Source organism: Streptomyces sp. TLI_171 (assembly GCF_003610255.1).
Lineage (GTDB): Bacteria > Actinomycetota > Actinomycetes > Streptomycetales > Streptomycetaceae > Kitasatospora.
In genome coordinates this window covers 18,283-41,426 of record NZ_RAPS01000002.1, presented here as the reverse complement: position 1 = coordinate 41,426, position 23,144 = coordinate 18,283, and the positions used below count along the sequence as shown (strand labels likewise).

Sequence of the window (23,144 nt, the reverse complement as noted above, 5' to 3'; positions counted from 1 at the left end):
AGAGGCGGCCGATCGCGGCCGAGTCCCGGTCTCACGTCGCGTCTTCGACCGTTGTGTGGCCGTCCTCGCGCCGGCAAGCCTCGAAGTCCCGGATGTCCTGCTCAGTCGCGGATCGAAGGTCCAGCTGCCGCTTGTGCAGGAAGTTGATCAGCATGAGCGCCGTGTGGGCGTACGCCTTCATCGTCTTCGGGGCAAGGCGGTCCATCGCCAGCCGACGGAACCAGGAACAGAGCGGCTCGACCGGACGCATCGTGTGATTCAGCAGCACCGGCATCCCGTCCGACACCCGCCGTCGCTCGAAGAGCTCCGACAACTGACCGGGGCCGAGCCCGGCGACCGTGCCGACCTTCCAGACCTTCCGCCTGCTGGTGAAGAACAGCAGCACCCGACCTCCGCGAAGCCACTGCCGTCGTACGGCTGAGCAGCAGCTTGGTGGAGGCCGAGGCCTGGATCAAGCAACGCGGGTGAGACACGTTCTCGTGTCTGGTGAACCGTCCCACTTCGCCTGGACGAACTCGCCGTCGAGGTGATCGGGCAGGGTCTCGATCGGCGCGGCAAGCGCCACCTCGATCGGCAACGAGAACGGGGTCACATCCGGCTCATACCCGCCCTCGCGCCGGTGACCTGCGGTAACGACCGGCCTGGCGGATACAGCGGGGTGCCGGCCGCAGGTTCCGGCACGAGTGCCGGTGCGCCGCGGCTCGGTGTCGGACGTGGACCGTACCCTCCCGCCATGACCTACACGCACGACCCGGCCGACGACGGCGACCAGCCCGGCGAGCGGCGCCGGCCGCTGCCACCTGCGCAGGTGGAGGACCTGGTCGAGCGCGCCGTCGAGGCGATCGTCACCGCGCCGTCCGCGGACACCGTGCTCACCTTGGTCGACGACCTCGACCGGGGCGCTGCTCTGTGAAACGGGTTGCAGGTGCTGCTGGGCCCGATGGCGGCGCGCCCGTTGCCCGGCCTCGGGGAGCAGGAGGCGGTGGTCAGGCTGCACCGGCTGGCGGAGACCGTCGACGCGGTGTCGAGCCTGACCTACGCCGTGTGGGCGGAGTTCCGGGAGCACGGCGCGGCCGCGGCCCGGGAGGTCTGGGACGATGCGCCGCTCGAGGTCCGCCGCTGCGCGGCCGCGCAGATGCTCATCGTCTACTGCCAGACCATCGGCGGCGACGCCGGAACCCTGAACCCGCGCGACACGGTCCGCCTGATCGGCGCGGCCGTGCCCGTGACCTGGTGACCACCGAACAGAGCGCCAGGCCAAGGCCCACAGTCGGGCTCGGAGCGGCCTATCGCGTCCATGCACGTCGCAGGGCGGACAGACTCAGACCGCCATGAATCGGCCCAGCTCGCGCGACTTGTACTGAAGGGCAGCCACCCAAGCCGCCTCAGAGGAAACCGGGGCAGCCGGCACCTGGAGATCCTTGAGGCAGCCGCCCTCGGCAGAGCCTGATGGCTGCCAGTTCACCTCGATGCCTGCCCTTTCCGCCAGGACCAGCACCGTGGCGACGAAGCCCTCGGACAGGGCAGCCATGACTGCGTGGGTTGTTCTCCGATGCCACGCGAGCAGGGCGTCGACGAACTCCTCGAACACGACGGGGTCGATCTGGCACTCGTCAGCCTGCATCGGTCCGATACCGGACGGCAGACCCAGTTCCGCCTGGTAGAGGCTCACCTGGCCCAGGAACAGCCGGGAGGCCCCGTTCGATGGGTTCCACAGGGTCTCGTCGCCTATGTCGTAGTACTGGCTCATGCGGCCCCTCCCTGCTGGCCATACCGGCCAGTGTCACGAGCACATGAGACTACGGTCAGTCACCCCTCCACGGAAAGGATGCTGTTGGTGATCTTCACCGGTCAGGGTGAGATTGCCGCGATCGGCGGTCGTTGAGCGTGCCTGCCTGCTGTTCTGGCCTGGAGGGTCCGGCTGTTCGGAGGGGTGGGCTGCGGTGGCGATGGGGTACTGGTCCGGGCGGGAGATCCCGGCGTTGACCGTGCGGATGGCTCGGGCGAGCAATCCGCGGGGCACGGCGGCGATGTGGGTGCGGGATCACCTGGAGGGTCTGTTCACGGACAGCGACTTCGAGGAGTGGTATCCCGCTGGCGGGCGTCGTGGTCTGTCGCCGGCTCGTCTGGCGCTGGTGTCGGTGCTGCAGTACGCGGAGAATCTCACCGACCGGCAGGCCGCCGAGGCCGTCCGGTGCCGATTGGACTGGAAATTACTGCCTGGGGCTGGAGTTGGACGATCCGGGCTTCGACTTCTCGGTGCTGAGCGAGTTCCGTGACCGGATGGCCGAGGACGATCGGGCAGACCGGCTTCTGGCGGTGATGGTCGAGCGCCTGGCGGAGGCTGGGCTGGTCAAGCGGCGCGGACGGCAGCGGACCGACTCCACGCACGTCCTGGCTGCGGTGCGGCGCCTGGACCGGATCGAGCTCGTCGGGGAAACCCTGCGCGCTGCCCTGGAGGAGCTGGCCGCCGCCGACGAGGAATGGGTGTCCGTCCTGGTCACGGACGAGTGGGCCCGGCGTTACGGCCGACCGGTGCGTTATGACCGGCTGCCCAGGGAGACCAAGGAGCGCGAACAGTACGCACTCACGGTCGGCGAGGACGGCATGCGGCTGTTCCGCGCTCTTCTCGCCGTTGACACCCCGGCCAGGCTTCGGCGGCTGCCGCAGGTGGAGGTGCTGCGGCAGGTCTGGGTCCAGCAGTACTGGCTCGACGAGCACGACGCTCTGCGATGGCGCGGGCCCAAGCAGACCCGCGACCGACAGAGCCGACGCCATACCGCCCGCCGTACGACCTCCGCGGGGGCGGCCGCCGAGGGCAGACCCGATCCGGCGACGGCACGTGTCCCCTGGTCGTCGGTAGAGATCGTCTCCCCTCACGACCCGCAGGCGCGCTTCAGCCACAAACCCGGCAAGGCCGAGTGGGTCGGCTACAAAGACCACCAGACCGAGACCTGCGACGACGGCCTGCCCAATGTGATCGTCCACGTCGCCACCACACCGGCGCCCGAGCAGGACATCGACGCCCTGGAGAAGATCCACACAGACCTCGCGACGCGAGGCCTCGCCCCGGCCGAACACCTTGTCGACGGCGGATACGTCACCCCGGCCACCATCCACCGAGCCAGGACCGAACACGGCATCGACCTGGTCGGCCCGGTCCGCCTCGCCCCGACCTCCCGCGCCCACCCCGGGTTCAACAAGGAAGACTTCAGCCCCAACTGGCAAGACAGAACTCTGACTTGCCCGAACGGCGCGACCAGCCCTCCATGGAAACCGACACTCTCCGACGGCCAGGAGCGCATGTCGGTGCTCTTCCCCCGCGCCACCTGCCGGGCCTGCGACGACCGCCTCAAATGCACCGGCAACGTCGACGGCAAGGGCCGGCACATCCTCCTTCTGCCCCAGCCCCTACAGGAGATCCAGAACCAGGTGCGACGCGACCAGCAGACCAGACCGTGGCGCGAGCGATACGCCCTCAGGGCCGGCTGCGAGGCCACCGTCTCCGAGACCGTGCGCGCCCACGGCCTCCGTCACTGCCGCTACCGAGGCAAAGTGAAAACCCACGTCCAGCATGTCCTCACCGCGGCCGGAACCAACATCATCCGCCTCCACCAGCACCAGCCAGGCGACAGCCGAACCAGCCTCGGAACCCGCTTCACGCGCCTCTGCCGCCAGACGATCGACCGGACTCAAACCGACACTCGCTGAAGATCACCAACAGCATCCGGAAAGTGAGCCAGAACCATATCTGGTGAACATCAGCCGCAGCGAGACCCCCAGCCTGCAGCCGGGCACCTCCGACTGGTCAGGCTTCGGCTCGGCCTGAGCTCTCCTACTCCTCTTCGACCAGGCCGCTGGCGAAGGGGAAGTTCTCCAAGAACTCCCGCCGGCCCGGGTCCTGCTCGGCCTCGGCCAGGTCGGCGAGCACGGTCAGGAACCGGTCGCGCTGGTCCTGCGGCAGCTGCCCCAGCACCCAGCTCACGCTCTCCATCATCTTCACCGCGGAGTCGGGGCCGACCTCGTCGTCCTCGCAGCTGTCGAGGAACCAGACGACGTCGACGACGAGTCCGGCAAGGACGGGCACCAGCGGGTCCGTGTCAGTCATCCGGGCAACCTATCTGGAGTTCGTACAGGAGAGCGCCGACGGCCGTCGTGCGCGTAGGCGGCGTCCTCCGGGATTTTGTGCCGCAGCAGGATGTCCGCGACGTTGGCGAACGGCGGCACCGCCCACTCCAGGTATCGCCTGTAGATCTGGCAGCGGCGATCCGCCAGCGGCTCCCCCGCCTCGAACAGCGGCGCCTAATACTCCGTCAACTCGCCCTCTCAGCGCAGGTTGAGCGTCATCTCGCAGAAGCAGTCCGGCCTCACCCGCATCGGCGGGAGGCTAGGCCGGTGTCGCCAGGCGTCCGCGCTCCGGACTGCGATCAGACCGTCGGCGTCCTCCTCGCCGTCCGCGTAGACGAAGAAGTGCTCCTTCTCCCCGGTCGACAGCGTCGCCGCCGCGGTGCCGATCCGCTTTGGTCCGGGCATGGGTCTCTCCTTCGGGGCGAGTCCGGCTGCTGCGTCGCGCCGCAAGACTATCGGCGGAGGCCGCACCGGCCGCAGGAGAAGGTGCCGAGGAGGCCACGACCGGGCCTGACGCGCTGCCAATAGCCGGGTTGTAGGTCCCCGACGTCCGGCGACGGCTTGTAAGTGCAGTTCCCCAGGGCACCCCACGGACCGTTTTCATGATCTTTTCCAGGCTGAAGCAAAGCGGTCGCCGCCTCCTCGGCCTCGCTGCTCACCCGGCGGCCCGCCGACTTCTCTTTCCCGCACTGGGGCTGCGGCCATCCAGCTATGGGTCGAACGGCCCTCCAGGTGCCGACCGCAGTCGTCCCGCCGCTGCTCCACTACTGGAAGTGCTGGGCGACGGCGCCGAGGATCTCCTGCTCCGGGGTGGGTGGGTGCGGCGGCGCCCCGCAACTGCTCCACGATGGCTGGGCCGGCGTCCCTGGAGAGCATGGTGCCGTGTTCGGCGGCCACAAACCTCGCGGAGCCGCGGCGGCCGGGAACCGCGGCAGGACGGCGGACTCGACGCCGGCGCGGCGACGGCCCCGGTGGCCGGGGCGATCGGAGCTTGCGGGCCGGCGTCGGCCCGGGGTCAGGAGTGCTCGGCCACCAGGTCCGCGACCCACCCGAGGGTCGTCGCCGCGTCGACGGTCTCCTCCCAGCGGACCTCTCGGCCGGAGTGGGCCGCGCAGTGCAGCTGGGCGAGGAAGCCGCCGCCGGGCAGTTCGCCGTCGTTGCGCTCGTTGATCCGCTGCTGGCCGCCCTGGACCGGCACGACGACGGCGAGGCCGTCGAGCGCGACATCGCCGAGCACTGGAACCGACTGGTCACCCTGACCGGCCCGTGGGAAAGCCAGCCCGGCCACCACGCCGAGCGCTGGCGGGAGCTCTAGGTCGCCTTCCTCTCTAGGCCGCCTTCCTCTAGAGAACGAACGGCCCGCCGCGGGCAGAGAGCACGGTCGGGCGGGGCATCTGGCAGACTCCGCGGCGTGCGAATGTTCAAGAGGGCAATCAATGCGGATGGTGCAGGTCAGGCTGGGGAGCGAGCTGACCTGAGCGCACTCCTGCTGCAGGGTGAAGACATGATCGAGCAGGTGGGTCGGGCTCACATGTCCTGGGGCCTGGGCTCGGCGGACCGCTGGGATCTGGACCAGACGACCGGCATCATCACCTGGACCTTCCCCGACAAGACCGCGACTGCGCCCGCGCAGATCCTGGGAAGCTTCGCTCCGCGGGCCGGCTCATGGATGTGGGCCTGGGCCAACCAGAGCCTCCTCCCCGATATGAGCCGCGACTCCCGCAGCTTCTGCGAGTGGGCGGAAACCCACGGACATCCCGAGTTGGCCCAGCCCAAGATCGACGCCGACGAACAGACTGCTTCGACGCTCGCAGCCCTGGCGTTCCGGGTCACCGGAGCGACCGGGTATTACAGAGGTCCAGGGGGCAACTCCTCCTACGTGATCATCACGTTCGGGCCGGTCACCCTGACGAAGGCGGATGGCAGCGTCTCCACCTTCGCCATCGACGTCAGCTAAGGGCTGTCCCGTAACCAGGGCAGGCTGAGCGTCATGCTGCTTCCGGGGCGATGCCGATGGCACCGGCTGAGCGAAGTAGGCGCCCAAGTTCTCCGGCGAGGATGCGGGGGTGTCGCCGCCACCACCACAGGTCAGGGCCCGGCAGCTTGTGGAACTGGTCGAGTGCCTGGCCGTCGTCGTCAACGGTCGCGGCCTTGTACCGGTCGTCCAGGGCCTTGATCTGTGGGGTCCAGATCTGGATGACGTACTCGTCCAGCAGGAGCCACGCCTCGTGCAGCCAGTTTCTGCAGTAGAGGTCGTTGGTGTACTCGGAGATGTCGTCGCTGTAGCCGCGCTCGATGGAGCTCACCAGAGCGGCCCACGCGCTCACCCTTTCAGCGACCGTGAACGCGGTACGCCAGCCGCGCTGGTGCAGAACCTCTCCTACCTCGATTTCAGTGGCCACGGTCGTGAGGCTCTCATGTCACAACCGCCCAGGCCACCGAAATGTGGCGCGCACAGAAGTACCCCGGTCCGCACGGCGATGATCAAGACGAGACGATCTCGCGGTGGCCGGAGTGATCACGGCGTCAGAGCCGTCCTAGGGCACGTATCGGGTTGTGATCAATCTGCGGGTTTCGCCTTCGCGGTCGCGCCTGATCCGATAGATCGTGTTGTGTGACGCGAGTGCAACTGACTGATGCCGAGTGGGAGTTCATCGGGCCGTACCTGCCGATTGGCGAGTACGGCCCGTACCCCGAGCGGCTGCGTCGGCAGTTCGAGGGCGTGATCTGGCGGTTCCGGACGGGCGGCCAGTGGAGGGAGATGCCGAGCGAGTTCGGTGCCTGGTCGACGGTCCACAACCGCTTCCGGCAGTGGCGGGACGCCGGCGTGTTCGAGGCCATTCTGGAGGGCGCGATCGCGGCGGCCGCGAAGCGGGGTGAGGTGGACTTGTCACTGGTCAGCGTGGATTCCACCACCGTCCGGGCCCATCACGACGCCGCCGGGATGCACCTCGACCCCGACACCCTCGCCGACCTGGAGAAGGCCGCCGAGGAGGCGGAGAAGGCCCGGCAAAAGGGGGCCGCCCGAAGGAACAAGACGGGCAGCACACCGCAGACGACCCGGGACGGAACGAGCGACGACGCGTCCGTCGCAGACGCAGACTCCGCCTGAAGGCGGCCCTGCTCGGACGGTCCAGAGGCGGGCAGACCAGCAAGGTCCACATCGCCGGCGAACGCAAGTGCCGCCCGCTGGCGATCGTCCTGACCGAGGGGCAGGCCGCCGACAGCCCGCAGTTCATCCCCGTGCTGGCGAAGGTCCGGGTCCGCGGGCCCGTCGGCCGTCCCCGCACCCGGCCCGACGCGGTCGCCGGGGACAAGGCCTACTCCTCCCGCGGCAACCGCGCCCACCTGCGCGAACGGCACATCAAGGCCGTCATACCGGAGAAGCGGGACCAGGCCGCCAACCGCAAGAAGAAGGGCGGCAGGGGCGGCCGGCCCGTCCGCCACGACGCCGAGCTTTACAAGGAACGGAACCCGTCGAGCGTCTGATCAACAGGATGAAGGCCTGGCGGGGCATTGCCACCCGGTTCGACAAGACACCCGAGAGCTACCTCGCCGGCCTCCACCTCCGCGCCTCGATGATCTGGATCAAGGACCTCACCAAGGCCACCTCTTGATCACGACCAAATACGGTCCCTAGTGCTTCTGGCCGCCGCACTGGCCGCCGGGATTGTGGTGGTCCGCAGCCGGGCGGTGACCTCTCGGCGCGAACAAGAGGCACAAGTCGCCCAGTTACGGCACATCGGGGCGTTCCTGACGATGGGCCCGAAGGACTTCGAGCACGCCCTGGCAACGCTGTGCCGCCGCGACGGCTGCACCAAGGTCACCGTCGTCGGCGGCGCCGACGTCCTGGCCACCACCCCCACCGGACAGCGCATCCTCATCCAGGCCAAGCGCTACGCACCGAAGACCCTGGTCGGCTCCCAGGACGTCCAGAAGGTCAACGGCACCTACCGCGACGTCCACCGCTGCGACCTCGCCCTGGTCGTCACCACCAGCACCTTCACCAAGGCCGCCGCCAACTTCTGCACCCAAGTCGGCATCCGCGCCGTCGACCGGCGCGCACTGGCTCTTTGGGCGGAAGGAGTCGGCCAGCCGCCCTGGAGCTGATCCCTCTCCGTCGCCTCGGCGACGGTCGCCAGGTCGAGCAGCCGGTACGCGGTCGAGCGGCCGATTTCGAACTCCGCGAGCGCGTACGCCGACCACGACGGGTGCCCGAGGACGGTCCACGCGCGGGCCTGGTGGGCGGCGCGGACCCGGCGGGCGAGGACCAGGACGGCGGCCTGGAGTCCTCGATCGCGGTGCGCAGCTGCTCGGTCAGCTCCCGGACCTGCGCTTCGCCGACCGGGCCGGCCTGGTCCTGGTGCTCGCTGTCCAGGTCCGGATGGTTCCCGGACCGGGGGGTCGGAACCACCGCCGGGGCCGTGAACGGCCAGTCGACCGTAGTAGGGGGCGATGGCACAGCCTGCACGACGAGGTGGCTGCGTAGGTGAGGACCCGCGCCTATGAAGCCTCGCTGTCGCAGACATGCCCTCAGCGTGTGATGTTGCCGGGTTTGGCATCCAGGGCGCGAAGTGTGCGGAGGACGGTTGCGGCGAGAGTGCTGCCGCTGGTGATGGCGGAGAGCACGGCCACCGGGCGTACGGGGTCGTCTCCGGATGCCAGGGTGGCTTGCTCGATCGCCTCGCCGGCTTGGAAGCTGAAGGGCGGCATCTCGCCGTACGGGACGAGGAACCTCCAGGGCTTCCCGTCGGTCAGTCCGGCCGCCCAGCGATCCTCGACCATGTCGCGGATCTGCTCGGCAGTGATGCCTTGTGCGGCGAGCTCTGCTGCGACCTGTTCGTCGGCGACGGCGAGTACGGCGAGCAGGAGGTGCCCGGTGTCGGTCTGAGTGTGCTTGCGTTCCCAGGCCTCCTTCTTGGCGAGGTCGACGACTGTGCGGCGGGCTGAACCAGGAGTCGTTGGCATGGGGGGCAGGCTAGCCGCAGCCGTCATCGGGCATAGGCCCGAAAAGTTTTTTTCGGCCGGGCTGTAAGAACTGTCGGGGTGCCGGACATATCCAGGGTGAAGACCGAGGAGAGGGGAGCCGATGGGTGTGCCTGAGGATTTCAGCGCGCTGTACGACGAGCACTACACCGCAGTGTGGCGCTACGTCCGCAGGCGGGCAGGTGCTGACAGTACGGACGACCTGGTGGCCGAGGTGTTCACCGTCGCGTGGCGGCGCTGGTCGGAAGTGCCGGTGAATCCGCATCAACCTCGGCCTCTACATCGCCAACACCCGCACACGACAAGCCACCATCCCCACAGAACGCGCAGCCCGCCTCACCAGGCTCGGCATCCGCTGGGAATGACCGGGGGTTCGGGCTGACGCCCTGTCGCGGCGAGCCTGTCGCGCCCGACCCCCAGCACGGGGGAATCCGGGTATCCGTACAGGTCACAGGGCGCGACAGCACCCATCGCGACAGGGGGCGCGACAGCCATCGCGACAGCCTCGAAGACCCCTTCCAGGAAGGGGTGCAGGCCCGGCCCGGGAACGCTACCGTGCCGGGCATCGCTGACCGAGCGCCAAGCTCGCCGCCCTACCCGACCGCGACTGCCTGATCCTCGGGCAACTGGACCGGGGGGTTCCTCCGAGTAGATCTGGGTTTTCTTGGCAGCGGCCGGAGGCGTTGGTACCCACGGGTCATCTTGCGGGGCCCGTTGCGCGGGGGCTCCCCCAGCGCGGGTGGAACCTGTGGGTCCCCCCCGCCGCCAGTGGAGGGTCTGTACGGTGACCGGTGTATCTCCTGATCAAGGAAGAGCACCTGATGAGCGACGTGACTGCCTCGGTTGAGGCGGTTGAAGAGGTCCGGCCGGTCGAGATGGCGGCGGACCTGTTGAGAGCACCTTCGGGTGTGTCGGTGCCGTCATCAGATACACCAGTCACTGGACACACCCCTGCGTCCGCCCCGGGACGTTCCGGGGCGGGCGCAGCGATGAGCGGTGGTGGTTCAGCCGACGGGTTGGGCGTCGACGTTGCGGGTGCACAGGTGGCCGCTCGGGCAGGCCGGGCAGCCCCGGGCGCCGACCAGGTGGTCCACTGTGGCGAGCCTGGCTCAATGGCTGGCGATCACTCCTCCCACCAAGGGATGTACTCCTGCTCGGGGCAGCCCCAGAGTGACCGGTCGCTCAGTGGACACTCGGCAAGTTCGCCTGCGAGCAGGCCGACCAGGAAGTCGACCATTCCGCTCTCCTGGACCAGCCATCGGCCCTTGGACCGGCTCCACACCACGACCGGCCAGCGGTCCGGGTCCGGATCGACCGCGATCCAGGCGAGCGTGTCGGCAGCGTCGGAGTCGCCCCAGCCGCGCAGCGCCGAAGCGTCGGTCACCTCGTCGGGCAGGCCTGTGCGTACCCGTGCGAAGTGGAACCGGGCATCACTGGTCTGCTGCTCGACGTCGATCGGAGCCTCGCCCGGCCCGCTGATCACCAGCGGATGTCCGATACCGAGGTGGCCGTCGATCGAGCCGATACCGTAAATGTCGACGAACTCGCGGTAGTCGGTAGGGAAGTGGCCCTGTGCCCCGTTCGGCGGCAGCCCAGTCGATCGGCTCCCCTCGGTTCGTGGGGGCGGGCATCATCGCCCTGAGTCGGTCCAGACTCATCGGAACTCCTTGTGATCAGGGCGTGGCGCCGATAGGTACGGGCAAGTTGGTGCGGCTGTCGGTCACTGCTCCTAGATTCTTCCGTCCTCGGCTCGGGCTGTAGAGCATGTTGGGCACCGGCTCGTCGAACCTGATGCCGGGTCGGCCGTCCGAGTAGACACCCTCAGCCGTCATCTCGTAGGAGACCGGAGCGGTACGGTCCCCAAGGTACTTGGGCACCACCCGATAGTGGACGACCTGCCCGCTATCGATGGCTACCTTGACCTGGTCCTCCCAGTAGTACATGTTCTCGTCGATGGATCCGGGCGGACTGGTATAGGTGTTGGCCGCGCGGGAGCACGTCGACAGGTTGCGCAGGTCGGTTCCGGAGCCGCTGAGCTGGCTAGCGAGCAGATGGCAGGCATTGATGGTGTAGCGCGAGTCCAAACCGAGCCAGCCCGCATACGACTTGCCCCACAGGTAGCCAGGAGGGGTGACCTTCTTCACGTCGGGGTCGCTGCCCGGGTGCGTAGCCAGGTAGGCGCTGTCGAGGCAAGCTTCGATGCCGGTCGCACGGTTGCCGTAGTTCGGGTCGGTGCTGCCAAGGTTGACCCAGCCCTGTCCACCGGCGTTGCGACAGTCGGTTTTGCGCTGCTGGTCGAGAGGGGTCGGGCGCGGTCCGGACCTCGGGTCGGGTTCCGGGTCGGGTTCCGGCTGTGGTTCGTCGCCCAGTAGTTCGTCGATGGCAATGGTCGCCCCCCGGCTTGACCCAGGCACTGGGTGAGGCCGCGGTCGAGCTGCGGGTGTGGAAGAAGTCCGCGGAGGGCCGACTGGGCCCTTCGAGGACCTCGAGGTGATCCGCACCGAGTCGGGCATGCCGACCGCGAGGTTCTGCCGGCTCATCGGCGTGCCCGAGCGGACTTGGCGCCGCCAGCAGGCCCGCGCCCGCCAGGGCGTGCAGGCCAGAGGACCGTGGCCGCGCCCGGCCCGCGAGAGCGTCCGGGAGACCGCCCGTCGGCACGCGCTGGCCCACCCCGCCTGGGGCCACCGCAAGGTGTGGGCAATGTGCCGCCACGACGGCCACCGCGTCTCACAGGCGACCGTGCTGCGGCTGCTGCGGGACGAGGGCCTGCTGCTGGAGGCGAACTACCAGCGGGAACGGCGCCAGCTCGCCGCCCGCCGCAAGGCCGCCTTCGCGACCGGGCCGACCGGCCCGAACCAGGTCTGGCAGCTCGACTTCTCCGAGTTCGAGACCGCCTCGGGTGGCACCTGGCGGCTCGCGGGCTGCCGGGACTACTGGTCGAAGTACGAGCTGGGCTGGCACGTGTCGCCCACCGCGAACCAGCACGACGCCATCGCCGCGATCGAACTTGCCATCAGGGAAGCGGAGTCGCTGGCCGGAAAGCCACTGGCCGAGCTCGCCCCGCGCGACGCGGACGGGACCGTGAAGCCGCTGGTCACCATCGTCACCGACAACGGCGGACCGTTCCGCTCGTTCCGCATCGAGGCGTTCATCGCCACCCGCCCCGAACTGCGACACGTCCGCACCCGGGTCCGCACGCCCGGCCAGAACGGCTCACGCGAGCGCGGCTTCGGCTCGCTCAAGTACGAGAAGCTGTTCCTCGAGGAGATCCCCGACGCCCTCGACCTCGTCCGGCACGCCGAGGACTACCGGCGCGACTACAACACCGTCCGACCGCACGAGGCCCTGGCCTGGAACCGGACCCACGACGTCCACACCGGCGCCGCGGACCCGCTCATCCCCAACTTTCCCGAACCCGAAAACCTGCCAACTGCTTGACGCGGGACAATGTGACGCCACGCCCTCCTCTAGCACTAGGCCGTGTCTGACAAAGATCACGTCGTGGCGAGAGCCCTTCTCAGGGGACCTGCGAAGGCCGCGTATGGGAGGGTCCTCATGTGATCAACCATGATGGCGACCCAACTCACGAGCTCGTACTCGTGGACGGTCTGAGTACTGAGGGCGTCGTGCTCGCGCATCGCGAGGCGCTTCAGGTGCTGCGCGCATGCATCGACGCGGCTTACCTTGACGCCTACAGTGACCATGCCTGGCCACCCGCAGTAATGCACTCATACGAGCGCGTGATGTCCCTGGCCCGGGAAGCAGTGAACGACGGCACTCGCCCCCGGCGCGCCGATCCCGGCATGGGGATCGACATTGACGTCCGCGACGACGCGCAGTTCGGGCTGCTGTTGGACTTGGCTCCCCACACGATCCAGGCCGAAGGCTGGCGAGGGGACCGGCTGGTGTTCAGCGCGAGTGACTCGGGAGCCTCCCTCTGGATTGCCGTGACAGCGGATCAGATGGTGGAGCTAATGTCTCGGTTGGACGCTCGTGGTATCCCACCGACCGCGTTCGCCGTCCAGTCCCGTAACTGCTGAGACGTACTCTGAGCTTGCTCCGCTTTGACGGACACCTTTGGTGTGGTGGTCAGGCCGCGAGGACGGTCTCGTACTCGGCGGGGCTGCGGTAGCCGAGGCTGCTGTGCAGCCTGCGTATGTTGTACCAGCCCTCGATCCACTCGAAGATCGCGGAACGGACAGCCGCCCGGCTCGGCCACGTTCGGTCGCCGACCAGCTCCCGTTTCAGGGTGGCGAAGAACGACTCGGCGAGCGCGTTGTCCCAGCACTGCCCAGTCCGTCCGACCGACAGGCGGACGCCGAAGTCACTTGCCAGAGAACCGAATTCACGACTGGTGTACTGGCAACCGCGATCCGTATGGAAGATCACCGGACCCGATGGGCGGCGGGTCCGGCAGGCTGCCCGCAGGGCATCGGCGACCAGTTCGGTCCGCAGATGGTCGGCGGTGGCCCAGCCGACGACACGACGCGAGGCGATGTCGATGACCGTGGCCAGGTAGAGCCAGCCCTCCTCGGTCGGGATGTACGTGATGTCGCCGCACCAGCGCGCATCGAGGGCGGTCGGGTCGGGCTGGAAGTCGCGCAGGACCAGGTCCGGCCGGGTGGCCGCCCGCGGGTCCGGGATCGTGGTGCGGTGGCGCCGGCGGCGGTGCCGACCCTCAAGGCCTGCCTGGCGCATCAGCCTGGCGACCCTGCGTCGTCCGCACCGGTCGCCGCTCTGCTGGAGCTGGGCGTGGACGCGTGGGGCTCCGTAGCTTCCCCTGGAGTCCGCGTGGATCTCGGTGATCTTCGAGGTCGGCTCGGTGTCGCGGACGGCGCGGGGACCGGGCTCGCCGTTGCGGCGAGCGTAGAAGGCGGCACGGGAGACCTGGAGCAGTTCACACGCTCGTTTGACGTTGTGCCCTGCCTGCTTCTCCGCCTCGATGAACGGGTGGACCGTCACCGGGTCTCCTTCGCGAAGAAAGCCGTGGCCCGCTTGAGGATGTCCACGTCCTCGCGCAGGCGGCGGTTCTCCCGCCGCAGTCGGGCCAGTTCCTCGCGCTCGTCGCTGGTCAGGCCGTCCCGTTCGCCAGCGTTGACCTCGGCCTGACGGATCCAGTCGCGCACCGCGGTCTCGGTCAGGTCGAAGTCCTTCGCGACCTGACCGATGGACCGGTCGCCGCGCTAGCACACGTCGACGATCTCGGCCTTGAACTCCGGCGTGAACGAGCGCCTGGGCCTCGGCTTCTTCTTCCCCATGCTCTCCATGATGGACATCATCCTTCCGAGGCCGAAGCCCCTGATCAGGAGTGTCCGTCAAAGCGGATCAAGCCCACTTGCGACAGCGTTTGCGGGGACGGATGCGGTAGTACATTTCCCGGTGGCCAGGTCGAGGGCGGCGAGCACGTGCATCACGCCGTCGTAGCAGTTGTTGTAGGTCGCCCGTAGTCTTCGCGGTGAGCGGCGCGGACGCCATGCCCTGCCCTCGCGGCCATCCCTCGAGGCCGAGTTCCTCGAGTTCGAGTAGCGCCCGCGTCGGGGCCGGCGCAGCACCGGCGGTGTGGGCAGCACCGCCAGGTCTCGTCCCGGGATCTCCACACGGACTGTCGGCGGATCTCGTGTGCGCGCGTTGAAGGGAAACCCAACGGGCCGCAGGTTCCGATGATCAAATAGCGTGGTTTTGGCAGATTGGCCCGGTATTTCCGTCCACCGTAATGCTTGGCCAACACCGCCGCAGGGCCCTACAGTTCGCAGAATGAATCTCCGCACCAAGAAGACTCTGCGCACCTTGGTCACAGGCGCGATCGTCATCACCTTCTGGACCGTCTATGACCTGGCCAGAGGCAGGCATCTGGGACTGAACCCGGTCTTCTTCGGCATGGTGGCTGTGTACCTGGCGGGCGCGGGATACACGTGGTGGTGGTACGGCGACTCCCCCAAGGCCGTGGCCATGCGGGCGAAGGCGGAGGACAAGAGGGAGGCCGCCCGGCAGCGCGAGAGCGGGAGGCCGATCGTGTAGCGGAACCACGTCGCCTGACAGATGCCGCGCCGAAATTGAACTGCCGCCAATTCCGTTGACCTCCGACCGATTTAAAAACCGGCATCCACTAAAGTCGGCCTACTCGTAATGCTGTAGCGGCCTGTGCCGGGACAAGAAGTCATCTCATTCGGGAGATTGCCGGCATCGCCGCCGGTCCGGCCGTGGTGCTCGCCTTCGCCGCCTCCGGCCTGCTGGTGATGCGGATGCTCGGAACGGCGGATTTTCTCTTACTGGGCGTTTCGTCCCTGACTTCGGGGGTCAGGTTCCGCGCCAGGTCGGGGTGGTTTCGCTGGTGAGTCGGCGGGTCATGAGGTTGATCATGGCGACGTGGACCATGGCTTCGGAACGGGCCGGGAGGGCTTCGTAGTCGCGGGCGAGGCGGCGGTGGTTCATGAGCCAGCCAAAGGTCCGCTCGACGACCCAGCGGCGGGGCTGGACGACGAACCCCCTGGTGGCGGGGTCTCGGCGGACGATCTCGACGTCGATACCGAGCGTGGCGCCGTGCTCGACGACGGCATTCTTGTATCCCATGCCGACCCAGGCCTTGCCGACGCTGGGATGCTCGGCTGCCACCGTGGTCAGGAGCTGTCGGCCGGCGGCGTTGTCCTGGACGCTCGCGGCGGTGACCAGCACCACCAGCAGCAGGCCGATCGTGTCGGTGACGATGTTCCGCTTCCTGCCCACGATCTTCTTGCCGACATCGGCGCCCTGACTCACGGCGGGGACGTTGGTCGAGGTCTTCACGCTCTGCGAGTCGAGAATGCAGGCCGTTGGCTCTGGATCGCGGCCTTCTGCGGTGCGGAGCAAGCGCCGGAGGAGGCCGTTGAGCTGCTCGAACACTCCCTCGCGCTGCCACTTGGCGAAGTAGGCGTAGACGGTCTCCCAGGGCGGGTAGTCGTGTGGGAGGTAACGCCAGGGGATGCCGGTGCGGTCGACGTAGAGGATCGCGTCGAGGAGGTCGCGCAGGTCGTGCTCGGGTGGCCGGCCGAAGGCGAGGGCGCGGGCGGTACGTTCCTGGCGCCAGGCGGTGAGGGTGGGCTCGACCAGGGAACAGCGGGCGTCGGACAGGTCGCTCGGATACGGTCGACGATCCGTCATGATGACGGCATACTGCGGGACTGCCGTTCTGCCCATAGGCCGCGGCGATGGCGGGACAAGTACACACAGGCCCGGCTTCCTGGGATGAGACAGGAGGAAGCTCGCAGTTCAGGCGGTGGTCCGTGTGCAGGCGACACTCCTGCTGGTCACCGTCTCACCAGCCCCGGCAGACACACCGTCGAGTGAACCGTAAAACGCCGCAATCCAGTGCCTATAAGGGCAAAACACCCAGTGAGAGCCTGTGCCTGAAGCGCTCATGTCATGTGAGGGGGCAGGCAGTGGGTGAGCGCCTACTGCGCATTCGTGCGGGCCGTGATGTCGCTCCCTCCGGTTACCCTCTCGAGGCCACAGCCTTCGCGGTGGCGCCGGTGCGGCGTCCAACGCCCTGAACCTGATGAGGAGAGCCGTGCGGGACTATCTCGCTGAGGTCTTCGCCATGCTCGGCCCTGGCGGCGATCGGTTCGCCAGCCCAGAAGCGTGGGCCGACTTGGAGGCCGTGCTCGGCACCAAGCTTCCCGAGGACTACAAGGCGGTGATCGACGCCTATGCCCCCGTACAGATCAACGGACACCTCTACCTCAAGCACCCGGCCACCGAGCGCTGGAACCTCGGGAAGGAGATCCGCCAGACCTCCGACGCCTGGGCCGAGCTCGACTGGGAGCGCGAGGACTGGCTGGAGCCGGAGGAGAACGCCCGCGCTGTCCTTGGCTTGAGCAAGGTGACGTTCGGTACCAAGGACGGCCTGGTTCCGCTCACCAGCACCGATCGCGGTGAATACATCTTCTTCGCCCCGCTGCCTGACGGCACAGGAGTACGGATCTGCGCGGTCGAGCACGACGGCTCCTGGTACGAGTACCGGATGAGCTTCGCCGAGTGGCTCTACCGCTACCTGATCGGTGAGGACATGGTCGGCCCGAACAGCTCCGCCTTCTACCCCGGCCCGGTGCTCCTGGAGCCGCTTCCCATGTCACCCGACGACCGCCCCACGCCGACGCACGGCCCCCACCGCGGCATGTGACAGACGCGAGCACGTCGACTGGCAGCGGATGCCGGCACGTCTACTTGGAAGGTGCGTGCCCCGTTCTACGCTGGCCGGGTGACCGGTGATCTGGTGCGGGCGTGCCCGGCGTGCGGTGATCGGCTAAGCACGGCGGCACGGGCGGGGGCGGTGTTCTGTTCGGCGCGGTGCCGGGCGGCGTATTGGCATTCGGTGCGGCGTGCGGGTGTCAAGGTGGCCGCGATCCGGGCGGGTCGGCGAGCGGTGTGCCCGGAGTGCGGGGCCTCGTGGACGGTGGGGCGGGAGCGGTCGGCGGGAGCGGAGTTCTGCTCGGGGCGGTGCCGAGCCCGGGCGTGGAGGCGTCGGACTGGGCGTGAGGGCGACTGCGCGCAACCGGAGTGACTCCGCCGTGGTCGCCGATGCGGCCTGTGCAACCCGTACGCCCTTACCCAGCAGGCGAGTTGGCGCTGATCCTGGCGACAGGCTGGGGTCGGTCGTCGGCGAACGTGTAGGCACCCCGGGCTGGGTTGGGGCGGGTGGTCTGGATGTCGGAGATGATCGGGGCGGTTTCGCAGGAGCGGTACGACGAGCTGGTGGCGGAGGGCCGCGGGCTGGTCGAGGAGATGAGGCGGTTCCAGTTCCGGATCGGGGACATCGCGCTGGAGATCGCCCCGATGCGCCGGGTCGGCGGGCACAACCCGTCGCTGGTGGAGGGGATGGCCACGGTGACCAGCGCGTTGGAGCGGTTCGCCGCGGACATCGGGATGACCTACCCGCACGGTGGAGACCTACCGGTGGACGTCCTCGCGGTGGCCGGCCGAGCACCGGCAGGCGGGTGTCTCGCACACGGTCCACAAGATCCTGGGCTCGGTCGAGGAGGAGCGGCGCTTCAACACGATCCTGGCCCCACCGCTGGACGGGCGCACGGGCCAGAGCCGGTGGTCGCCGGATTCGGCTAAGCGGGTGCTGGGCTGGCACGTCGAGACCCCGGTGACGGTGCAGGAGAAGATCGAGCAGGTCCACGACCTGGTCGCCGACGAGAGCGTCGCTGCGGCGGTGGCCACCGACCTCCTGCGCCGACCGACGGTGGCATTGAAGGCAATGACCGATAGCACGGCCCGGCACCTGGTGAACCGGGCGCAGGTCGAGCACGTCCAGCAGGCCGCCGAGGTGACGCACTTCGCCGCCTCGGAGGCGGTGAACGCGCCGGTGCCGCTGTTGCACCAGATCCAGTCGACGATGCAGTTCGTGGACCCCCTCCACCTCGTACGTCCCGCTCGTCGGCCGGATCTCCGCCGGCGGCCCGATCCTCGCCGAGCAGACCGTCGAAGACGTCCTCACCCTGCCCCGTTAACTGGTGGGCGAGGGCGAGCTGTTCGCCCTCACCGTGCAGGGCGAGAGCATGATCGGCGCCGCGATCTGCCCAGGGGACTGGCTGACCATCAGAAGGCAGCCCACCGCGGAGAGCGGCGACATCGTAGCCAGGATGATCGACGGCGAAGCCACCGTCAAGCGCCTCAAGCGCGACGACGGCAAGATCTGGCTGATGCCCGAGAACCCCGCCTACGAGCCCATTCCGGGCGACGGCGCGATCATCCTCGGCAAGGTCGTCGCGTGATGCGGCGCCTGTAGGGGCGTCAGCGGGGGAGGCGTGGACTGCTGCGGCGCGCAGGCGTTGACGCGCTGCGGGTGCCTTCCGGAGAGGTCCGCATGGCCCGGCCCATGGCGCCGTGGCCGCGGTGGCTCTGGCCGGCCGGTCAGCCGGGCCGCTGTCCGACGTACCGGGTCCGATCGACGTCGTTCACCCCTGCAGGTCCTCGCGGAGCCGGGCCAGGAGAGCCTTGCACTCGGCGCGGACGTCAGCGACTCTCTGTGTGTCACCGGGGTGCAGGTCGCGGCGGCGGCGCTCCCAGATCTGCTGCTGCTCCCTCCAGTTGGCGACGGCGGGGGAGTCCGGGTGCGTGTTGCGGGCGGCGGCGATCAGGCCGGTGTAGGCCCCGACGACCTGGCTGATTCCCTCCACTGCGACCTCGTAGGCGATGCCCTCCTCGTACGTCCATGAGGCGGTGCCAATGGTGCTGAGTACCGGCTCTGCCTGCTCGGCCATGGGTCACTCTCCTTGTCGTCGTGGCGACTGCACTGGATCCACCGTAAGCCAGCGGGACAACGCTGGGTGGCCGTTCGAACACCGGTATCAGTGACGCGTGAACGGATCTCCGATGGGCCTCGCGGGGCCGGGCCGGTCAGGCGGCCTGTCGCTCGAGGTGGTCGATGAGGAGTTCCCGCAGTTGGGGCAGGGGGCGGCGTGCCCCGAGGCGGGCAAGGAACTCGCTGGTGTTCCAGGTGATGGTTGCGCCCTGGCGGGAAAGGTAGAGGCTCAGAGCACGGATCTGGTACTGGTCGGTGTAGTCGAGCAGCAGGTATCCGGCGAGCTGGCGGATCTCGCGCGCACCGAGGCGAGCGGGCTGGACGGTGGCCTTGCAGTCGATGAGTTCGCCGTCGCAGATGAGGTCCGCGTCGGCACCGCCGACGTCGGCGCTGCCGGCGAACTCCGGCCCGCACACCGGGCTGCGGCCGCTCTCGGTGGTCCAGCCCAGTGCCTCGCGGTGGGCGGCAAGTTCGAGCTGGCCGCCGATGTCGGCGAGGGCGTAGTCGGGGACCTGGTCGAGCAGGAGCGGCAGGGTGGTGTCCGCGTCGGCCCGGCTCAGCGGGCTGCCCGGATCGACGGGGCCGCCGCGGTAGACCGACTCGTAGGCAGACGCGAGATAGCACAGGCGGATCAGGTGTTCGCCCTCCTGTCCGGACAGGACCATGGGCGGCACCGGCCGGGCGCAGCGGTCGAGTTCGGCGAGCAGGTCGAGCCCGGACCGATGCACGGCCTCCAGGACATTCCGCGGCCACGACAACAGACGCGAACCCCGGAACAGGTCGACCCCATAACGGAGCGGCGGCCCGTAGGCGGCATCGAGGCTGACACGAATCCGATGGTCAATGGTGTGCCCGAGCAGGGGCCAGGCGATCGGTCCGCCGGCCCGCGGCCGTACCCGGGTCTTCTGCCGCTGCGCCCACGTCGCGTACTGCGCGGCGAGGGTGCCGGCGCGGCGCCGGGCAGCTCGCGGTCGAAGAACCGGCTGATCGGCGAGGAGGGGCGGGCGAGTTCGGAGGTGAGGCTCACCCTTCGATTCTTGCGCCGGAACCTGGCCAGGGTGGGGGTGTTCGCCGGATCCGCCGCCTGAACAGGACCGGCTCGACGCGCTGTGCCCGCCGAACCCGTGACCCTAATGTCAGTTCCTCCTATGGCCCCAAACCGCCCAACCCGGGGGCCGGGGAAGGCCAGGCCCCCGGGGCGTCCTGTCGTGGGCCCGCGCTACGCCTCGCGCAGCACGCCGAGGATGAACCCGCCGGCGATGCTCCTGGGGTCGTCGCTGGTCAGGAACTCGCGGAAGGCGGTGTGGATCTCTTTCGCGGAGAGCCAGTAGTCGTTGTTCCGGTCGAGGTCGTCGTAGGCTGCCTGGGCGCGCTCCTCGGTGCCGCCGAGGGCCACGGCGCCCGATCGGCGCTCGCGTTCAGCAGACCTGAGCCCCACCGGCCGGGCGACCGCTCCACCGGCCCAGGACTTCTGACTGCCAGTGGAGACCCAACGTCCGCTCAGGGGCGTGGCCTGCCCGCACCGACGCTTTGGGCCGGGGCGCTCGCGTCGGCCGTCGACCCGACGGTTGGTCAGGTCACCCAGTCGAAGCCGGCAGTTGACCGTGCCTGGCTCAATCCTGAGGGTACTTCGACCAGTCGCCCCGAAACCGGTAGGCGCGGACCTCACCAGCGAACCTCGCCCCGCGGGGGACGACATCCCGGTGATACGGGTACTCCTCCGTCACCGCCGCCAGCACGAACTCCAGGAATCCGCCCTCGAAGAGGTCCCACTGCTGCATCGAGTCGAACTTGGCGGCGACCGGCCAGCGGTCCGGGTCGGGGCCCCGCATCAGCCAGAAGAACTGGTCGGAGCACCAGTTGTTACCCCACTTCAGCAGGCCGCCCTCGGCCGGGAACAGCGGGTACGGGCACTCCTCGTAGTCCCCCTCCTCGTAGGCCTGGGCCAACATGCCGCAGTACCCGTAGGGCTCCGTCGTGTAGAACCGGAACCCCTCGAACCCGGGCGGCTGACCCAACGCAGGGCCCGGCACCGACGACGGCGTGTAAACGTGCAGCTCCCCCCTGATGCTGACCCTCCCGTACCGGTCCGCGAACGCCCGGTAGTCCGCGGGCAGCTGGAAGCCGATCGCCTCGGGCGCAAGCTCCCACGGGACCGGAACCACGCCGCCCTCGGGCGGCGGCCCGATCACCGCACCGAGCCGCTCCAGCATTCCCTCGATGTCCACGCCCACTCCCGTCGCTCGCCCGTGCCCGCCGGAGGCTATCCGCTGTCGCCGACAGCAGGAGCAGCAGGGGCCGGCCCGGCGTACGAGAGCGGAAACCGGGTTGCCGCAGGTGGGGATGGCCGGCCAGGCTGGCCCGGTGCATAACCGTCGTCCCTGCCCGTGCTGCGGCCATCTCGTTTTCGATGTCGAGGACGGCTGGCCCGGCTCGTACGTCATCTGCCCGGTCTGCCACTGGGAGGACGACCGCGTGCAGTTTCGCTGGCCGTTCTGGCCGGCGGGCGCCAACCGGTTCTCGCTCGTCGAGGCGCAGCAGAATTTCCGGGCCTACGGCGCGTGCGACCAGCGCGAACGGCGGTTCGTCCGACCGCCGGCCGACGACGAGCCGCTGGATCCCGCCTGGCGCCCGATCGACTTGGCCACGGACTCCTTCGAGGACTGGACCGCGGTGCCTCGGCCCTGGCCCGCCGACGCGTCAGTCCTGTGCTGGTGGCTTCCGTCGTTCTGGGGACGGCCCGAGGATCCGGATCCGGTGGTGGAGCAACAGGTGACGATCGACGTCGGCCCGGTCGGCAGCGAAGAAGACCTGCACGAAATCCTGAGAGCGGAAGCTGCAGTTCCCTTCGTTCTACGGCATGAACTGGTCCGCGTTCCGGGACGCGATCACCGGCCTGGTAGACATGCCATGCGAGCTGCACTTCATCCGCTGGGCTGAGCTGGAACGCCGAGCGCCGCAGGCCGCCGCCGCGCTGCGCCATCACCTCACCAGGTACAGCGCCGCCACTGCGGGGTTCGTCGTCGATTACGGCTGAGGGGTCGGCAGTCGGGGGCGCGCGGTCCTGCGGAGCTCGCGAGCTGGCGGTGCCGGGTGGGGCTGCGCTTGGCTGGGACCCTGTTCGCCAGGTTGTCGCAGGACTTGGCCAGAGTCCGGTCCCCGCCGGAGGCGGCGGACAGTGATTGGTACCGGCTGCTCAAGTCGAGTGGCCCCGCAGGTTGATGGCCGGCCACCGACATCCTGCTGGCACGGTTCCTGCGTCACGGGTCTGGTGACGCCTTGTCAGGGCTCCCGATCACGGCAATGATCAGCGGGTGGGTGTGGTGATGGAACGAGGAGTGTTCGAGGCCGTTCCGCTGGGCCTGCTCCTGCCGGGCAGCCCGGCTGCCCTGGTGGCGCGGCTGCGGGTTGCCGGGGCTGCGCTCGACTCGGCCAGACCTGTCGGAGATGCGCCGACGTGGTACTGGCAGCCGGAGTACGCCGCCTTTCCCGGGCCCGACACGGCACTGGTCCCGCTCGTCCTCTCGACCTCCGTCACCGTGGACAACAGGCCCGGGGACAGTGACTGGACGGAGCTCGAACTCGACGTCTGCTGGACGCGGCAGGGCCGGCTGGAGGTGTCGGCGCACGTCGGCGTCGCCTGCTGATCAGAGGGTTTTTACACCGCTTCTGTTAGGTTTTTGGGTGATTTTCGCCTCGGGTTGGATGGCGTCGCTGGTACTCAAGGGGCCGGCGCTGCTGGAGAGAT

31 protein-coding genes and 3 pseudogenes are annotated in these 23,144 nt (G+C 68.8%); 16 read left to right on the top strand and 18 right to left on the bottom strand.

The annotated features are described in order from the left end of the window. Positions 1 to 31: 31 nt before the first annotated feature. Positions 32 to 385 (bottom strand): site-specific integrase, encoded by a 354-nt coding sequence (locus tag BX266_RS36105; protein WP_099907148.1) that lies wholly within the window; start codon positions 383 to 385, stop codon positions 32 to 34. 66 nt (positions 386 to 451) lie between these two features. Next, positions 452 to 592 carry a hypothetical protein gene (locus BX266_RS39155; RefSeq protein ID WP_180290764.1) on the bottom strand — a complete coding sequence of 47 codons (141 nt, stop codon included), beginning with the start codon at positions 590 to 592 and terminating at the stop codon, positions 452 to 454. Positions 593 to 733: 141 nt separating this feature from the next. Between BX266_RS39155 and BX266_RS36100 the strand changes: the two genes are divergently transcribed. Together BX266_RS36100 and BX266_RS36095 are read left to right on the top strand one after the other, a co-directional pair. Continuing rightward, entirely contained in the window at positions 734 to 913 is a 180-nt protein-coding gene (locus BX266_RS36100) for a hypothetical protein (RefSeq protein WP_099907150.1), read from the top strand. Positions 914 to 940: 27 nt separating this feature from the next. Continuing rightward, positions 941 to 1,237 carry a hypothetical protein gene (locus tag BX266_RS36095; protein WP_143687103.1) on the top strand — a complete coding sequence of 99 codons (297 nt, stop codon included), beginning with the start codon at positions 941 to 943 and terminating at the stop codon, positions 1,235 to 1,237. 84 nt (positions 1,238 to 1,321) lie between these two features. On the opposite strand, the gene BX266_RS36090 is transcribed toward BX266_RS36095, so the two are convergent. Next, positions 1,322 to 1,750, bottom strand: a complete 429-nt coding sequence (locus tag BX266_RS36090) for a DUF6086 family protein (protein WP_099907153.1) — start codon at positions 1,748 to 1,750, stop codon at positions 1,322 to 1,324. A 199-nt stretch (positions 1,751 to 1,949) separates the two neighbouring features. Between BX266_RS36090 and BX266_RS41365 the strand changes: the two genes are divergently transcribed. Beyond that, the gene (locus BX266_RS41365) at positions 1,950 to 2,279 is read left to right on the top strand and encodes a transposase (protein ID WP_399171333.1); all 330 of its coding nucleotides are present in this window, start codon (positions 1,950 to 1,952) and stop codon (positions 2,277 to 2,279) included. Continuing rightward, positions 2,233 to 3,711 carry a transposase gene (locus BX266_RS36080; RefSeq protein ID WP_143687105.1) on the top strand — a complete coding sequence of 493 codons (1,479 nt, stop codon included), beginning with the start codon at positions 2,233 to 2,235 and terminating at the stop codon, positions 3,709 to 3,711. Before BX266_RS41365 ends, BX266_RS36080 begins: the two co-directional genes overlap by 47 nt. Before the next feature lie 124 nt (positions 3,712 to 3,835). Here the strand turns inward: BX266_RS36080 and BX266_RS36075 are convergent, their stop codons facing one another. The 3 genes from BX266_RS36075 to BX266_RS36065 form a co-directional block, all read right to left on the bottom strand. Further along, entirely contained in the window at positions 3,836 to 4,108 is a 273-nt protein-coding gene (locus tag BX266_RS36075) for a hypothetical protein (protein WP_099907156.1), read from the bottom strand. Positions 4,109 to 4,326: 218 nt separating this feature from the next. Next, on the bottom strand, positions 4,327 to 4,533 hold the full coding sequence (locus BX266_RS36070) for a hypothetical protein (protein WP_099907158.1): 207 nt from the start codon (positions 4,531 to 4,533) through the stop codon (positions 4,327 to 4,329). Positions 4,534 to 5,143: 610 nt separating this feature from the next. After that, positions 5,144 to 5,365, bottom strand: coding sequence for a hypothetical protein (locus tag BX266_RS36065; protein ID WP_099907159.1), 222 nt, complete (start codon positions 5,363 to 5,365; stop codon positions 5,144 to 5,146). Between the two features lie 180 nt (positions 5,366 to 5,545). On the opposite strand from BX266_RS36065, the gene BX266_RS36060 reads away from it, so the two are divergent. Continuing rightward, positions 5,546 to 6,085, top strand: coding sequence for a DUF6882 domain-containing protein (locus tag BX266_RS36060; protein WP_099907161.1), 540 nt, complete (start codon positions 5,546 to 5,548; stop codon positions 6,083 to 6,085). Positions 6,086 to 6,116: 31 nt separating this feature from the next. On the opposite strand, the gene BX266_RS36055 is transcribed toward BX266_RS36060, so the two are convergent. Further along, the gene (locus BX266_RS36055; protein WP_099907162.1) at positions 6,117 to 6,530 is read right to left on the bottom strand and encodes a hypothetical protein; all 414 of its coding nucleotides are present in this window, start codon (positions 6,528 to 6,530) and stop codon (positions 6,117 to 6,119) included. A gap of 212 nt (positions 6,531 to 6,742) precedes the next feature. Between BX266_RS36055 and BX266_RS36050 the strand changes: the two are divergent. After that, positions 6,743 to 7,745: pseudogene (locus BX266_RS36050) on the top strand (IS5 family transposase). A 22-nt stretch (positions 7,746 to 7,767) separates the two neighbouring features. Then, positions 7,768 to 8,238 (top strand): restriction endonuclease, encoded by a 471-nt coding sequence (locus BX266_RS36045; RefSeq protein ID WP_143687107.1) that lies wholly within the window; start codon positions 7,768 to 7,770, stop codon positions 8,236 to 8,238. Positions 8,239 to 8,661: 423 nt separating this feature from the next. Here BX266_RS36045 and BX266_RS36040 read toward each other — a convergent pair whose 3' ends face one another. The 3 genes from BX266_RS36040 to BX266_RS36025 form a co-directional block, all read right to left on the bottom strand. After that, entirely contained in the window at positions 8,662 to 9,096 is a 435-nt protein-coding gene (locus BX266_RS36040) for a Clp protease N-terminal domain-containing protein (RefSeq protein WP_180290765.1), read from the bottom strand. Positions 9,097 to 10,237: 1,141 nt separating this feature from the next. Next, positions 10,238 to 10,597, bottom strand: coding sequence for a hypothetical protein (locus BX266_RS36030; RefSeq protein ID WP_099907167.1), 360 nt, complete (start codon positions 10,595 to 10,597; stop codon positions 10,238 to 10,240). A gap of 190 nt (positions 10,598 to 10,787) precedes the next feature. After that, on the bottom strand, positions 10,788 to 11,528 hold the full coding sequence (locus BX266_RS36025; RefSeq protein ID WP_120314469.1) for a DNA/RNA non-specific endonuclease: 741 nt from the start codon (positions 11,526 to 11,528) through the stop codon (positions 10,788 to 10,790). Positions 11,529 to 11,604: 76 nt separating this feature from the next. On the opposite strand from BX266_RS36025, the gene BX266_RS36015 reads away from it, so the two are divergent. Then, positions 11,605 to 12,552 carry an integrase core domain-containing protein gene (locus tag BX266_RS36015; protein WP_099907169.1) on the top strand — a complete coding sequence of 316 codons (948 nt, stop codon included), beginning with the start codon at positions 11,605 to 11,607 and terminating at the stop codon, positions 12,550 to 12,552. Between the two features lie 119 nt (positions 12,553 to 12,671). Then, a complete protein-coding gene (locus BX266_RS38225; protein WP_143687109.1) occupies positions 12,672 to 13,154 on the top strand; it encodes a hypothetical protein in 483 nt (160 codons plus the stop codon). Between the two features lie 49 nt (positions 13,155 to 13,203). On the opposite strand, the gene BX266_RS36000 is transcribed toward BX266_RS38225, so the two are convergent. Both BX266_RS36000 and BX266_RS40565 read right to left on the bottom strand, forming a co-directional pair. Then, a complete protein-coding gene (locus BX266_RS36000; RefSeq protein WP_099907172.1) occupies positions 13,204 to 14,076 on the bottom strand; it encodes an IS3 family transposase in 873 nt (290 codons plus the stop codon). Then, on the bottom strand, positions 14,073 to 14,282 hold the full coding sequence (locus tag BX266_RS40565) for a hypothetical protein (RefSeq protein ID WP_107490750.1): 210 nt from the start codon (positions 14,280 to 14,282) through the stop codon (positions 14,073 to 14,075). The genes BX266_RS36000 and BX266_RS40565 overlap by 4 nt, the downstream gene beginning before the upstream one ends. 586 nt (positions 14,283 to 14,868) lie before the next feature. Here BX266_RS40565 and BX266_RS35990 point away from each other — a divergent pair. Next, complete coding sequence (locus BX266_RS35990; protein WP_099907173.1) at positions 14,869 to 15,132, top strand: hypothetical protein; 264 nt, start codon at positions 14,869 to 14,871, stop codon at positions 15,130 to 15,132. Between the two features lie 279 nt (positions 15,133 to 15,411). On the opposite strand, the gene BX266_RS35985 is transcribed toward BX266_RS35990, so the two are convergent. Then, a complete protein-coding gene (locus BX266_RS35985) occupies positions 15,412 to 16,251 on the bottom strand; it encodes an IS5 family transposase (protein ID WP_107490751.1) in 840 nt (279 codons plus the stop codon). A gap of 406 nt (positions 16,252 to 16,657) precedes the next feature. On the opposite strand from BX266_RS35985, the gene BX266_RS35980 reads away from it, so the two are divergent. Continuing rightward, entirely contained in the window at positions 16,658 to 17,269 is a 612-nt protein-coding gene (locus BX266_RS35980; RefSeq protein WP_099907175.1) for an SMI1/KNR4 family protein, read from the top strand. A 424-nt stretch (positions 17,270 to 17,693) separates the two neighbouring features. Here the strand turns inward: BX266_RS35980 and BX266_RS40560 are convergent, their stop codons facing one another. Beyond that, on the bottom strand, positions 17,694 to 18,008 hold the full coding sequence (locus BX266_RS40560) for a hypothetical protein (protein ID WP_180290766.1): 315 nt from the start codon (positions 18,006 to 18,008) through the stop codon (positions 17,694 to 17,696). Between the two features lie 20 nt (positions 18,009 to 18,028). On the opposite strand from BX266_RS40560, the pseudogene BX266_RS40555 reads away from it, so the two are divergent. Then, positions 18,029 to 18,445, top strand: a pseudogene (locus BX266_RS40555) (DUF6192 family protein); the annotation flags it as partial. 58 nt (positions 18,446 to 18,503) lie between these two features. Beyond that, a pseudogene (gene lexA / locus BX266_RS35970) lies at positions 18,504 to 18,866 on the top strand (transcriptional repressor LexA); the annotation flags it as partial. A gap of 183 nt (positions 18,867 to 19,049) precedes the next feature. On the opposite strand, the gene BX266_RS35965 reads toward lexA, so the two are convergent. The 4 genes from BX266_RS35965 to BX266_RS35955 all read right to left on the bottom strand — a co-directional run bounded on the left by BX266_RS35965 (position 19,050) and on the right by BX266_RS35955 (position 21,624). Continuing rightward, entirely contained in the window at positions 19,050 to 19,355 is a 306-nt protein-coding gene (locus BX266_RS35965) for a hypothetical protein (RefSeq protein WP_099907176.1), read from the bottom strand. Between the two features lie 136 nt (positions 19,356 to 19,491). Continuing rightward, positions 19,492 to 20,124 (bottom strand): hypothetical protein, encoded by a 633-nt coding sequence (locus BX266_RS35960; protein WP_099907178.1) that lies wholly within the window; start codon positions 20,122 to 20,124, stop codon positions 19,492 to 19,494. A 491-nt stretch (positions 20,125 to 20,615) separates the two neighbouring features. After that, positions 20,616 to 20,834 carry a hypothetical protein gene (locus BX266_RS38220; RefSeq protein WP_147437119.1) on the bottom strand — a complete coding sequence of 73 codons (219 nt, stop codon included), beginning with the start codon at positions 20,832 to 20,834 and terminating at the stop codon, positions 20,616 to 20,618. A gap of 175 nt (positions 20,835 to 21,009) precedes the next feature. Then, positions 21,010 to 21,624 (bottom strand): hypothetical protein, encoded by a 615-nt coding sequence (locus tag BX266_RS35955; protein WP_099907180.1) that lies wholly within the window; start codon positions 21,622 to 21,624, stop codon positions 21,010 to 21,012. Between the two features lie 115 nt (positions 21,625 to 21,739). On the opposite strand from BX266_RS35955, the gene BX266_RS40550 reads away from it, so the two are divergent. The 3 genes from BX266_RS40550 to BX266_RS35940 all read left to right on the top strand — a co-directional run bounded on the left by BX266_RS40550 (position 21,740) and on the right by BX266_RS35940 (position 23,043). Next, positions 21,740 to 22,336, top strand: a complete 597-nt coding sequence (locus tag BX266_RS40550) for a CPCC family cysteine-rich protein (RefSeq protein ID WP_259465208.1) — start codon at positions 21,740 to 21,742, stop codon at positions 22,334 to 22,336. Further along, positions 22,257 to 22,433 carry a hypothetical protein gene (locus BX266_RS35945; RefSeq protein ID WP_259465207.1) on the top strand — a complete coding sequence of 59 codons (177 nt, stop codon included), beginning with the start codon at positions 22,257 to 22,259 and terminating at the stop codon, positions 22,431 to 22,433. The genes BX266_RS40550 and BX266_RS35945 overlap by 80 nt, the downstream gene beginning before the upstream one ends. A gap of 277 nt (positions 22,434 to 22,710) precedes the next feature. Beyond that, positions 22,711 to 23,043: a hypothetical protein gene (locus BX266_RS35940; RefSeq protein WP_183096893.1), complete on the top strand. Its 333-nt coding sequence runs from the start codon at positions 22,711 to 22,713 to the stop codon at positions 23,041 to 23,043. Positions 23,044 to 23,144: the final 101 nt, after the last annotated feature.